This is a genomic window from Ruegeria sp. G12 (assembly GCF_056533565.1).
The window spans coordinates 186,124-198,221 of record NZ_JBQFOO010000005.1; the positions used below are offsets into that span (position 1 = coordinate 186,124).

General features: G+C 60.9%; 11 protein-coding genes. 5 read left to right on the forward strand and 6 right to left on the reverse strand.

Features of this window, described 5'->3' with window-relative positions; genetic code table 11:
• Positions 1-16: 16 nt before the first annotated feature.
• The 5 genes from ccrA (at position 17) to ACR0JN_RS13460 (ending at position 5,427) form a co-directional block, all read left to right on the forward strand.
• Positions 17-1,300 carry a crotonyl-CoA carboxylase/reductase gene (gene ccrA / locus ACR0JN_RS13440; protein WP_480817630.1) on the forward strand — a complete coding sequence of 428 codons (1,284 nt, stop codon included), beginning with the start codon at positions 17-19 and terminating at the stop codon, positions 1,298-1,300.
• Positions 1,301-1,666: 366 nt separating this feature from the next.
• The gene (locus ACR0JN_RS13445) at positions 1,667-2,386 is read left to right on the forward strand and encodes a helix-turn-helix transcriptional regulator (RefSeq protein ID WP_480817629.1); all 720 of its coding nucleotides are present in this window, start codon (positions 1,667-1,669) and stop codon (positions 2,384-2,386) included.
• Between the two features lie 83 nt (positions 2,387-2,469).
• Complete coding sequence (locus tag ACR0JN_RS13450; RefSeq protein WP_480817628.1) at positions 2,470-3,108, forward strand: acyl-homoserine-lactone synthase; 639 nt, start codon at positions 2,470-2,472, stop codon at positions 3,106-3,108.
• Positions 3,109-3,169: 61 nt separating this feature from the next.
• On the forward strand, positions 3,170-4,702 hold the full coding sequence (locus ACR0JN_RS13455) for an ATP-dependent DNA helicase (RefSeq protein ID WP_480886235.1): 1,533 nt from the start codon (positions 3,170-3,172) through the stop codon (positions 4,700-4,702).
• Complete coding sequence (locus tag ACR0JN_RS13460; protein WP_480886237.1) at positions 4,699-5,427, forward strand: SDR family oxidoreductase; 729 nt, start codon at positions 4,699-4,701, stop codon at positions 5,425-5,427. The genes ACR0JN_RS13455 and ACR0JN_RS13460 overlap by 4 nt, the downstream gene beginning before the upstream one ends.
• A gap of 2 nt (positions 5,428-5,429) precedes the next feature.
• Here ACR0JN_RS13460 and ACR0JN_RS13465 read toward each other — a convergent pair whose 3' ends face one another.
• From ACR0JN_RS13465 to ACR0JN_RS13490, 6 genes are all read right to left on the reverse strand, one after another.
• Positions 5,430-6,197 carry a TIGR02186 family protein gene (locus ACR0JN_RS13465; RefSeq protein ID WP_480886239.1) on the reverse strand — a complete coding sequence of 256 codons (768 nt, stop codon included), beginning with the start codon at positions 6,195-6,197 and terminating at the stop codon, positions 5,430-5,432.
• Positions 6,198-6,199: 2 nt separating this feature from the next.
• A complete protein-coding gene (locus ACR0JN_RS13470) occupies positions 6,200-7,120 on the reverse strand; it encodes a sulfite exporter TauE/SafE family protein (protein WP_480886240.1) in 921 nt (306 codons plus the stop codon).
• A 248-nt stretch (positions 7,121-7,368) separates the two neighbouring features.
• Positions 7,369-8,379 (reverse strand): ABC transporter permease, encoded by a 1,011-nt coding sequence (locus tag ACR0JN_RS13475; RefSeq protein WP_480817623.1) that lies wholly within the window; start codon positions 8,377-8,379, stop codon positions 7,369-7,371.
• Positions 8,379-9,473 (reverse strand): ABC transporter permease, encoded by a 1,095-nt coding sequence (locus ACR0JN_RS13480; protein ID WP_480886241.1) that lies wholly within the window; start codon positions 9,471-9,473, stop codon positions 8,379-8,381. The genes ACR0JN_RS13475 and ACR0JN_RS13480 overlap by 1 nt, the downstream gene beginning before the upstream one ends.
• 3 nt (positions 9,474-9,476) lie before the next feature.
• Entirely contained in the window at positions 9,477-11,006 is a 1,530-nt protein-coding gene (locus tag ACR0JN_RS13485; protein ID WP_480886244.1) for an ABC transporter ATP-binding protein, read from the reverse strand.
• 87 nt (positions 11,007-11,093) lie between these two features.
• Positions 11,094-12,092, reverse strand: a complete 999-nt coding sequence (locus ACR0JN_RS13490) for a BMP family lipoprotein (RefSeq protein WP_480817620.1) — start codon at positions 12,090-12,092, stop codon at positions 11,094-11,096.
• Between the last annotated feature and the right edge of the window lie 6 nt (positions 12,093-12,098).

Consider the following 12,098-nt stretch of genomic DNA (forward strand, 5'->3'; position numbering starts at 1 on the left):
GAAAGAGGAGGCCAGCATGGCTTTGGACACCGAAAGCGGTATCGCGTCGTACGAGGCACCCGAGAAAGACCTCTATGAAATGGGGGAAATCCCTCCGATGGGGTTTGTGCCCAAACAGATGTACGCATGGGCCATCCGCAAGGAACGCCATGGCGAGCCGATCACGGCCATGCAGCAGGAAGTTGTCGATGTTCCGGCACTGGACAGCAACGAGGTGCTGGTTCTGGTGATGGCCGCTGGCGTCAACTATAACGGCGTCTGGGCCGCGCTGGGCCAGCCGATCAGCCCGTTTGACGGCCACAGAGCGCCTTATCACATTGCCGGTTCGGATGCCTCGGGCATCGTCTGGGCCGTGGGCGACAAGGTGAAGCGCTGGAAGGTAGGCGATGAGGTTGTCATTCATTGCAACCAGGACGATGGCGATGACGAGGAATGCAACGGCGGCGATCCGATGTATTCCACCAGCCAGCGTATCTGGGGCTACGAGACGCCGGATGGCTCATTCAGCCAGTTTACCCGCGTGCAGGCCCAGCAGCTTATGCCGCGTCCCAAGCACCTGACATGGGAAGAGGCTGCTTGCTACACCCTGACCCTCGCCACAGCATACCGTATGCTGTTCGGGCATGAGCCGCATGATCTGAAACCCGGCCAGAATGTTCTGGTTTGGGGCGCGTCGGGCGGGCTGGGCTCGTATGCGATCCAGTTGATCAACACGGCAGGTGCGAATGCGATTGGCGTGATCTCGGACGAAAGCAAGCGTGACTTTGTTATGGGGCTGGGGGCCAAGGGCGTTCTGAACCGTCGGGACTTTAACTGCTGGGGACAACTGCCCACCGTGAACACCCCGGAATATGCCGAGTGGTTCAAAGAGGCGCGCAAGTTCGGCAAGGCGATCTGGGACATCACCGGCAAGGGCAACAATGTCGATATGGTGTTCGAGCACCCTGGCGAAAGCACCTTCCCCGTTTCGACCTTTGTGGTCAAAAAGGGCGGCATGGTTGTGATCTGTGCCGGAACTTCGGGGTTCAACTGTACGTTCGACGTCCGCTACATGTGGATGCATCAGAAACGCCTGCAGGGCTCGCATTTCGCGCATCTGAAACAGGCCTCGGCCGCGAACAAACTGATGGTCGAGCGTCGTCTGGACCCCTGCATGTCCGAAGTTTTCACATGGAACGACCTGCCCGAGGCGCATATGAAGATGATGCGCAACGAGCATAAGCCGGGCAACATGTCGGTGCTGGTGCAATCGCCCCGGACCGGGCTGCGCACGCTTGAAGAAGTTCTGGACGCGGGCTGACACACGCGTCAGTTGTTGACCCTGACACCCGCAGACCGCGACGCTGGTTTGCGGGTGTTTTGCGCTTGATTTGGGTCCTGCCCGTTTTCAAGGCCTTACAAAAATCTGCCCCGCTGTTTTTGGGGAGTAGAAACCAGCGAATATGCCAATAAACATGGCACATGTTATGGTTGTGTTAACCCTTCGTTAACTAATTCAGTGAGACCCTGATGGCGCAAAATGATTGGATATTGGACGTTTTGTCGGACCTTAACGCTTTCGCCGTTGCGAATGGGTTAACGACGCTTGCGGAACAGCTTGATGACACAAAGCTGATCGCAGCGGCCGAGATCGCGTCCATGAAGGATGAGGCACAGACGCCCGCGCATGGGAACAGAACTCGATTTGAGTCAAATCCTGCAGGATTTGGAAAACACCAACACGCTTGATGAACTCACTGGCGTTGCTGTTCGACTACGGGACCGGCTGAAGGTCGAACATCTGACATATCACTGGGTGGATGGCGCCGGGGACCAATACGGCTGCACCACCTATTCCGATGCCTGGGAGGACCGGTATCGGGACAAGAATTACCACAGAATTGACCCCGTAATCTTGGGCTGTTTCCAGCGGTTTCATCCGGTTGACTGGAAGTCGTTGGATTGGTCGGGAAAGGTTGCCAAGGCTTTTTTGCAGGATGCGCGCAGCCATGGGGTCGGCAATCAGGGTTATTCGATCCCGATCCGCGGCCCCAATGGCCAATTCGCGCTGTTCACCGTCAATCATTCCTGCAGCGATCAGGTCTGGGCCGATTTCATCGCCACCTATGGGCGCGAACTGATCCTGGTGGCGCACTACATTAACCGCAAGGCGCTGGAATTCGAGGTGGACAGGCAACCCGACGCCCCGCGCAGCCTGTCGCCCCGCGAAATTGACGCGATGACGCTGCTGGCGCTGGGCTACAGCCGGGCGCAGGTGGCCCATTCCCTGTCGATTTCCGAGCATACATTGCGGGTTTATATCGAAAGCGCGCGCTCGAAGCTGGGCGCGCAAAATACCACTCATGCCATCGCAACGGCCCTCAGCCGGGGATTAATAGTCGTTTAACGGGCGTACGCCCTTCGAACGGGAAATTAACCACGCGCTTGTACCCCCTTCGTTCCTTCACAGGACGACAAGGGGAACAAGACATGTTGCGCTATCTCTATGCTGATGAGTTGCACAAATTTCCGGTATTGGCCGAGGGGATGTTCAGGGACCGGGCGGATCAGTTCAAAACCCGCTTGGGGTGGGATGTCCAGGTCAATGACAAGGGGGAAGAGCGGGATCAGTACGATGACCTCAACCCGCTTTACGTCATTTGGGAAGAAGCGGACGGCAGCCATGGCGGCTCGATGCGGGTTCTGCCGACGACCGGGCCGGTTATGGTTAATGAGGTCTTTGGCCACCTGACCGGCGGCAAACCGATCCACAGCCCTCTGATCTGGGAGGTGACGCGCTTCTGCCTGTCTCGCACCGCCAGTCCGCACACCGCCGGGGCCATCATGCTGAGCGGTGGCGAGATGATGGAAGGCTTCGGCCTGACCCACATCGCCGGCGTCTTCGACGCGCGCATGATCCGCATATATCGCCTGATCGGCTCTTCGCCCAAGGTTCTGGGCACCGAAGGCACCGGGCGTGATCAGATATCAGTGGGCCTGTGGCCCTATTCCGCCGACGATTGCAACCGCGTGGCCGAGCGTGCGGGCATCCCGCGCGAGCTGTCGCACCTGTGGTTCAACACCGCATTTGGCGCGGGTCGGCAACACCGGTTTGCGCTGTCTGCGTGAACGGCCGGATTTCGCAAATCCGCATCTGGTGAAGGCTGGCGCGGCCCTGTAGGGTCGCGCCATGTCCTTGCCAAATGTGACTTTCTCTGACGATCAGGCCGCCGCTTTTGACAGCATTGCCGAGATGCTGCGCGCTGCCGGTGTTGACCTGGAAGATGACGCCCTGCTGAAGCTGCCGGGAGGCGGAAAATCGGGCACAATGGCGGTGATCGGCAAGGCCGGTTCGGGCAAGACGCTGTTGCTGGCCGAGCTTTACAAGGCGTTGGCTGAGACGGGCGTTCAGATCGTCTCAGGCGATTTTGAAAGCCGGAAATCGCGGGATAAGCGCAGCCTTGCGATTTTGGCCCCGACCAACAAGGCCGCCAGCGTGTTGCGGTTGCGCGGCGTGCCTGCCACGACTATTCACCGCATTCTCTATACTCCGGTTTATGACCCGGAATATGAACGCATCGCTGAATGGCTGGCCGGCAATGACGACCGGCCCGAGATCGAAGGCCTGACCGATGAAGCGCTGGACCGGGCCGCTGCCTTTTACGCGAACAACAAGTCCATTCCGGGCGCTCTGGCCGCTGCCGGTCTGCGCGGATCGGACTTTATCACCGGCTGGAAACGCCGGGATGAGCCGCTGGATATCGGCTTTGTCGATGAGGCCTCGATGCTGGACGACCGGCAGTTCGAGGATCTGCAGGAAATCTTTCCCACCCTGCTGCTGTTCGGCGATCCGGCGCAGTTGGCCCCGGTCAATCAGTCCGGGTCGATGGTGTTTGAGGGCTTGCCCGATCCCCGCAAGCTGACCCTGCACCGGGTGCACCGGCAGGATGCGGACAACCCTATCCTCGATTTGGCGCACGCGCTGGCCGATCCGGCGATGGGGTTCGAGGATTTCGAACGTCTGGTCGAAGACACCGACCGCCGCGATGATCGCGTGGTCTGGGGCCAGCGGGTCGAGGTTGACCTGATGGCCCGCAGCCCGGTTCTGGTCTGGCGCAATGCAACGCGCATTCGGTTGATCCAGGCCTTCCGTCAGGTGCACGGTGCGCCGGATACCGAGTTGCTGGAGGGCGAGCCACTGATCTGCGACGGCATCGAACTGCCGCTGAAGCACCGCAAGAAACGCCTCGACCTTGAGGCGCGGGGGCTGATCAAAGGCGCTCAGGTCATCTATCTGGGGCCGGGTCGCAAGCCTGGGTTCTCGCGGCTGCACGTGATGGGGGCCGAGGACCCGCAGGTCAGCGCCGCCTCGATCGTGAAGATCGAAAAACCGGATGAGGAAGAGCCGTTCATTCCCTACGCGGCCCGCATGGGGGCCACGTTCCTGCACGGCGCGGCGGTGACCATTCACAAGGCGCAGGGCTCGCAATGGGACACGGTGCAGGTCTTTGCGCCCGATATTTACGCCGCCGCCCGCATGGGCCGGACCGAGGCGGGCCAACCCTTGTGGAAACGGCTGGCCTATGTCGCCATCACCCGCGCGCAGGAACGCCTGATCTGGGTGGTGCGCAACCGGTTGGCGAAACCCACGCATCCGCTGCTGGTGGATGATCTGCGTGCAGTCCCGGCGGCGTCACTGACATTGGAGGCGGAAGAGACATGAAAACCATCATCGTAACCGGCGCAAGTTCCGGTATCGGGCGCGCCACGGCCGAGCTTTTTCTGGCCGAAGGTTGGACAGTTGGCCTGCTGGCGCGAAGCGAAGACAAGCTGACGGAAATAGCCGAGGCGCATTCGAACGCAATCCCTCTGGTCGCGGATGTGACCGACCCGGTTGCGGTTGCGCGGGCGTTCCGGTCCTTCTCGAACCGGGCCGACAGGCTGGACGTTCTGTTCAACAATGCGGGCATCTTCGCACCAGGCGGCAAGATCGACGAGATCGCGCTGGACGATTGGTATCAAAGCGTCAACGTCAACCTTAACGGCATGTTCCTGAGCGCGCGTGAGGCGTTTCGGATCATGCGCAACCAGAGCCCTCAAGGTGGGCGCATCATCAATAACGGGTCCATCGCCGCCCACGTGCCGCGCCCCAATTCGGTGCATTATTCGGCCACTAAACATGCGATCACCGGGCTGACCCGCAGCTTGTCGCTGGATGGGCGCGAGTTGAACATCGCCTGTGGTCAGATCGACATCGGCAATGCCCGCACGCCAATGGTTCAGGATCTGGTCGATACAGCAATTGCCGAGGGCAGAACGCCGGACCCTACGATGGCGGTCGAAGACGCGGCGCGCTCCGTTCTGCACATGGCCAATCTGCCGACTGAGTCCAACGTTCAGTTCATGACGGTGATGGCGACGACCATGCCCTATATCGGTCGGGGCTAGCGCTACTTCTCGCGCAGCAAGCGGAATGCGGTCGAGGCCCCCCAACCGGCAGCTATGGCGATGACCAGAGACATCAGACCGTACCAAACCGGTTGCTGGCGGGACATGTTGTAAAGGAACCGCTCCAACCCGACCTTGCGGACGTCGATGGTGGTTTCGTATTGCGACACAACCTCACCGCCACGGGTCAGGAAGATACGCGCCTTGTAATCGCCTTCGGTCAGGTCGGCGGGCATGTCGATGGAGGTGCGGAACAGGGTTTGTTCATCGACGGCAACGGTGTTTTCGCGGATCGAATACAGGTGTTCATGTTCTCGGATGCGCACCACCGCCTCGGCAAAGTCCTGCGCCTCGCGAATATGCATGGCTGCGCCGACCGAACGGATGGCGCGTTCGATGGATATCCGATAGCGCAGGTCTTCGGTATCGGTGAGGATCTCTTTGAACGGACCGCTGGTCGCGACGGCATAAAAACTGGGGGCCGAGTCGACCAGAACACTGTCGGCATTGACCCATATCCCCAGCTTGCGTTCCTTGCGCCGCACCATCACCGGTTCGGAAGGGCCAGCGACGGCCACGATGACCTCAAGCGGGGGGCCGGACGGGATCGGCGCCTCGCGTTTGATGGCGCCGAAGATCAGGATTTCTGAACCGTCGAAATTTGCGGTGATGGCCACACGGTCCTGGCTCAGGCCCAGAACAACCTGTTCGTCCACCGCAAGGGCCGGTTGGCCCAGCAGCCACAAAAGGGCAATGAGCGCGCGCAGCATCCTCAGTGCCCTCCCTCGGACCCAAGCGAGAACAGCTCGGACGGTTCAAGCAGCAAATCCAGCGCCAGTTTTCCGCAGACGACCAGAACCAGCGCCGCCAGCAGCACGCGCAGTTGCTCGGCCGGCATGCGCGAGCCGATCACGGTGCCGAACTGCGCCCCTACGACGCCACCGATCAGCAGCAGAACCGCCAGAACCACATCCACCGTGTAGTTCGTGGTGGCGTGCAGCATGGTCGTAAAAGCGGTCACGAAGATGATCTGAAACAGCGAGGTGCCGACAACCACTTTGGTCGGCATGCCCAGCAGATAGATCATCGCAGGCACCATGATGAAGCCGCCGCCCACACCCATGATGGCCGACAGGACACCGACGCACAGACCGACCAGAACCGGCGGGATGACCGAGATATACAGCCCCGATGTGCGAAACCGCATCTTGAACGGCATCGCGTGGACCCAGCCCCGCTGCCGCCGCTTTGGCGGTGCGCCGCCGCCCTTCTTGGCCTTGCGCAGCGCGCGCAGGCTTTCGATGAACATCAGGCTGCCGATGACCCCAAGGAAGACGACGTAGCACAGCGTGACCAGCAGATCGACCTGACCCAGGCTTTTGAGGTAGTTGAACACAACCACCCCCAAGGCGGCCCCGATCAGCCCCCCGATCAGCAGGACCGTTCCCATCCTGAAATCCACGGTTCTTCGTCGGAAATGCGCCAGCACACCCGAGAAGGACGAGGCCACAATCTGGTTGGCCTCGGTCGCAACGGCGACGGCGGGGGGGATGCCGATGAAGAACAAAAGCGGCGTCATCAGAAAACCGCCGCCGACCCCGAACATGCCCGACAGGATGCCCACCATACCGCCGAGACCCAGCAGCAAAAAGGCGTTCACAGAGACTTCGGCGATCGGGAGGTAAATCTGCATAGTGTCTCTTAACCAAGCCCTGAACCGGCGGGGGGCGCGGCAAAGCTGAATCTAAAATTGTTACAGGCGGCATGCACATAGCGCCGCGGTTCGGGGGGTGCGCAACCCGCCTTACCCAGATGCTTTTTGAACCGGAATGGCAAAGGGGACACACGCATACCCCTTTAGAACGGTTGCGACATGCAAAATCAACACTGCATGCCGCTCTGCAGCGAACAGGACCGAATTTTGGTTCGGAACTGGACTTATCACCGTTCTTTTACGTAGGGCTCCCCGCCCGCGCGCGGCGGGATGGCCTTGCCCACGAAGCCTGCCAGAATCACCACGGTCAGGATGTAGGGCAGGGCGTCCATGACCTGCACCGGAATGATCACGCCGCCCAGGTCGATATTCTGGAATCGCAGCGCCACCGCCTGCAGCAGCCCGAACAACAGGCAAGCCCCCATGGCATGCCATGGCCGCCATTTCGCGAAGATCAACGCCGCCAGCGCGATAAAGCCTCGGCCTGCGGTCATTTCTTTGACGAAACCGGCTTGCAGGGCGGTTGCCAGGTACGCCCCGGCGATACCGCATAGCACCCCGCAAATGGCGACGGCGGCATAGCGCAGGCCGACCACCGACACACCGGCGGTATCCACCGCTGCTGGGTTTTCGCCCACGGCGCGCAACCGCAGGCCGAACCGGGTGCGGAACAGGATCCACCAGGTGAGCGGCACCATCAGGAAGGCGGCATAAACAAGAATCGAGTGCCCGGACAGCAGTTCGGAATAGATCAATTGGAGCGGGTTCGCCTCGGACATCAGGTCCGAGACCGAACGTCCGCTCAGTTCCGCGTCCTCGGGGCCAATCGCATAGGGAAACTCGGCGGATTCGAAGCGCCCGCCGCCGAACAGCGATGGAGTACGGCCCCCCTGCTGAAACCAGCTTTGGGCAATCAACACCGTCAGGCCAGAGGCAAGGAAGTTGATCGCCACGCCCGAGATTAATTGATTGCCCCGGAACGTGATCGAGGCGAACCCGTGCAGCGCCGACAAAACCAGCGAGGCCGCGATGCCTGCCAGAAGCCCCAGCCAGACCGATCCGGTCACGGCGGCCACGGCGGCAGAGAAGAAAGCCGACATCAGCATCTTGCCCTCAAGCCCGATGTCGAAAATGCCTGCGCGTTCGGAATAGAGCCCCGCCAGACAGGCCAGCAGCAGCGGTGTGGCCAGACGGATGGTCGAATCGAGGATCTGGATGAGTGTTAAAAAAAACTCCATCACTCTGCCCCTTTCCGCAGGCTCAGAAACAACTTCTCAAGTGGCATGCGCACCATATTGTCCAGCGCTCCGGTGAACAGGATCACCAACGCCTGAATGACCACGATCAGCTCGCGCGGGATCGAGGTCCAAAGCGCCAGTTCCGCGCCGCCCTGATACAGGAAGCCGAACAGCAGCGCCGCCAGAAACACGCCAAAGGGATGCGATCGCCCCATCAACGCCACGGCAATTCCGATAAAGCCCGCCCCTTCGGTCGAGTTCAGGACCAGCCGCTCTGCCTCACCCATCACGTTGTTGATCGCCATCAGACCGGCCAGCGCGCCCGATATCAGCATGGCGATGATGGTGATCCGAACCGGTGAGATGCCCGCATAGACCGCGCCGGTTTCCGAATGGCCATAGGCGCGGATTTCATAGCCCAGCCGGGTGCGCCAGATCAGCGCCCAGACGACGAAACAGGCCAGGATCGCCACAAAGAACGAGATATTCGCAGGCGCGCCCCGGAACATCACGTTTTCCGCGGTCGAGAACATTGACTGGAAGGTCGGCAGATGCACAGCCTCGGGGAACCGCGCGGTAGCGGGGTCTTGCGAGCCCTGCGGGCGCATCACGTTGACCAGCATGTAGTTCAGGAAGGCCGCAGCGATAAAGTTGAACATGATCGTGGTGATCACGATATGGCTGCCGCGCTTGGCCTGCAGATAGGCGGGGATCGCCGCCCATGCTGCGCCAAAGATCATCGACCCGACGCAGGCGGCCAGCAGGGCGATGCTCCAATGCGGCCACGGGATGTACAGGCAGACCATCGCGACGCCCAGTCCGCCCAGCATCGCCTGACCCTCGCCGCCGATGTTGAACAGCCGGGCGTGAAAGGCCACGGCAACCGCCAGCCCGGTGAACATGAAGTTGGTGGCGTAATACAGCGTGTAGCCCCATCCATAGGTCGACCCCAACGCGCCGGTGACCATCAGGTTCACAGCCTCGACCGGGTTTTCACCGATGGCGAGGATCACCAGAGCTGAAAGGATGGCGGCCAGGATCAGACTGATCAGCGGGATCAGAACCACATCGGCCCATTTTGGCATCTTGTCCATATCTTACGCGGCCTCACCCGCAACACCGGCCATCAGCAGGCCCAGTTCTTTCTCATCCGTCTCGGCGGGCAGGCGCTCGCCCATGATATGCCCGTCAAACATCACTGCGATCCGGTCGGACAGCGAGAAGATTTCCTCCAGTTCCACCGAGACCAGCAGGATCGCCTTGCCCTGGTCGCGCAGGGCGACGATCTGTTTGTGAATGAACTCAATCGCACCGATATCCACGCCGCGCGTCGGTTGGCCGACCAGCAGCAGGTCGGGGTTGCGCTCGATCTCGCGCGCCACGACGATCTTCTGCTGGTTGCCGCCTGAAAAGCTCTTGGCCGCCAGCCAGCCATTCGGGGGGCGGACGTCGAATTTCTCGATCTTGGCGTCTGTGTCGGCGCGCAGGGCGGCGTTATCCATGAAAATGCCGCGCTTGTAAGTGGGGTCGCGGTGATAGCCAAAGGCGACGTTTTCCCAGGCGTGAAAGTCCATGATCAGGCCTTCACGTTGGCGATCCTCGGGCACATGGGCAATGCCCTGCGCCCGCCGCGCCTGCCCGTCTGATCCCTGCCCGCTGAGGGCCAGCGGCGCACCGTTCAACCGGATTGTGCCCTGACCGGGGCGCATGCCACCCAGAACTTCCAGCAGTTCCGACTGACCGTTTCCGGCGACCCCGGCAATGCCCACGATTTCACCGGCGCGGACGGTCAGGTCGATGCCTTTGACCCGCTCAACCCCAGCTGTATCGAACACGCGCAGGTTTTCGACCTCCAGAACCGGCTTGCCCGGTTGCGCGGGCACCTTGTCGACCTGCAGCAGAACCTTGCGGCCCACCATCAGTTCTGCCAGTTCCTCGGGGCTGGTCTCTGACGTTTTGACCGTCGCCGTCATCTCACCCCGGCGCATCACCGATACGGTGTCGGTGTTCTCCATGATCTCGCGCAGTTTATGCGTGATCACTATGATGGTTTTCCCTTCTGAACGCAGCCGGTCGAGGATGCGGAATAACTGATCCGCCTCAGCCGGGGTCAACACGCCGGTGGGCTCATCAAGGATCAGAATCTCGGCCTTGCGGTACAGCGCCTTCAGGATTTCGACCCGCTGCTGCATCCCCACGCCGATCTCGTCGATGCGCTTGTCGGGGTCGACGAAAAGCTCGTATTCTTCCTCAAGTTCCTTGAGTTCTTTTCGGGCCTTGGCCAGCGACGGGCCCAGCAGCCCGCCATCCTCGGCCCCCAGAACGATGTTTTCCAGAACGGTGAAGTTTTCCACCAGTTTGAAATGCTGGAACACCATCCCGATACCCGCAGCAATCGCCGCCTGGCTGTCGGGGATCTCTGTCCGGGTCCCGTTGATCCAGATCTCACCCTTGTCGGCCTTGTAGAAGCCGTAAAGGATACTCATCAGCGTGGATTTGCCCGCGCCATTCTCACCGATGATCCCGTGGATCGTACCCGGGGCGACGCTGATCGAGATGTCTTTGTTGGCCTGAACCGGCCCAAAGGCTTTGGAAATCCCTTTGAGCTCAATGGCGGGGACGGTCATGTCTTGTCCTCAGTTGCCGAAAGGGCCGCGCCGATCGCGGCTGAGTGGAAGGCAGGGTGGAGGCCGAAGCCCCCGCCCCGCATGAGATCAGAACTGCAGTGCCGGGCAGCTGTCGTTCTCGTAGTAGCTGACGACGGAAATGTCGCCATCGATGATGCCCTTGCGCGCGGCATCAACCGCATCGCTCATCTGAACCGTGACAAGCTCTTTGTTGTTGTCGTCCATGGCGACGCCAACGCCATCTTCGGCCAGACCCATGGTGAACACGCCGGTTTCAACACTGTCACCTGCCTTCATGGCCTCGTAAACGGCAACGTCCACGCGTTTCAGCATCGAGGTCAGGACCTTGCCGGGGTGCAGGTGGTTCTGGTTGCTGTCCACGCCGATCGACAGGATGCCTTCGTCGGCGGCGGTCTGCAGAACGCCCACGCCGGTGCCGCCTGCGGCTGCATAGATCACGTCAGCGCCTTGGCTGATCTGCGCCTTGGTCAGTTCAGACCCCTTCACCGGGTCATTCCAAGCAGCCGGGGTGGTACCGGTCATATTGGCGACCACGTTGATATCCGGATTAACCGCCTTGGCGCCTTGCGCGTAGCCGCAGCCGAAATGGCGGATCAGCGGAACGTCCATACCGCCGATGAAGCCGACGGTGCCGGATTTTGACGCCATCGCGGCCATCATGCCAACCAGGTACGAACCCTCATGCTCGGCAAAGCCCACCTGGCGCACGTTCGGCGCGTCCAGCCATGTCACATCGACCACAACAAAAGTGGTGTCAGGGTAGTCTGGGGCGACGGCGCCGAGCGGATCAGCCATGCCAAAACCCATGGTGATGATCGGGTTCGATCCCGCTTCGGCGAAACGGCGCAGGGCCTGTTCACGCTGGGCTTCGGATTGCATTTCGATCTCGCGGTAGGTGCCGCCGGTCTCATCCGCCCAACGCTTCGCGCCATTATAGGCGGCTTCGTTAAACGACTTGTCGAACTTTCCGCCCAGGTCAAAAATCAGGGCCGGTTCGGCCAAAGCTGCGCCAGCCGTCATAGCAACCGCAGCGGCCGCGCCCATCAAAGATTTCATCAGGGTCATTTGATA

Coding starts and splice junctions, on each gene's coding strand:
- ccrA (WP_480817630.1), top strand. CDS start 17: ATGGCTTTGGACACCGAAAGCGGTATCGCGTCGTACGAGGCACCCGAG.
- ACR0JN_RS13445 (WP_480817629.1), top strand. CDS start 1,667: ATGGGAACAGAACTCGATTTGAGTCAAATCCTGCAGGATTTGGAAAAC.
- ACR0JN_RS13450 (WP_480817628.1), top strand. CDS start 2,470: ATGTTGCGCTATCTCTATGCTGATGAGTTGCACAAATTTCCGGTATTG.
- ACR0JN_RS13455 (WP_480886235.1), top strand. CDS start 3,170: ATGTCCTTGCCAAATGTGACTTTCTCTGACGATCAGGCCGCCGCTTTT.
- ACR0JN_RS13460 (WP_480886237.1), top strand. CDS start 4,699: ATGAAAACCATCATCGTAACCGGCGCAAGTTCCGGTATCGGGCGCGCC.
- ACR0JN_RS13465 (WP_480886239.1), bottom strand. CDS start 6,197: ATGCTGCGCGCGCTCATTGCCCTTTTGTGGCTGCTGGGCCAACCGGCC.
- ACR0JN_RS13470 (WP_480886240.1), bottom strand. CDS start 7,120: ATGCAGATTTACCTCCCGATCGCCGAAGTCTCTGTGAACGCCTTTTTG.
- ACR0JN_RS13475 (WP_480817623.1), bottom strand. CDS start 8,379: ATGGAGTTTTTTTTAACACTCATCCAGATCCTCGATTCGACCATCCGT.
- ACR0JN_RS13480 (WP_480886241.1), bottom strand. CDS start 9,473: ATGGACAAGATGCCAAAATGGGCCGATGTGGTTCTGATCCCGCTGATC.
- ACR0JN_RS13485 (WP_480886244.1), bottom strand. CDS start 11,006: ATGACCGTCCCCGCCATTGAGCTCAAAGGGATTTCCAAAGCCTTTGGG.
- ACR0JN_RS13490 (WP_480817620.1), bottom strand. CDS start 12,092: ATGACCCTGATGAAATCTTTGATGGGCGCGGCCGCTGCGGTTGCTATG.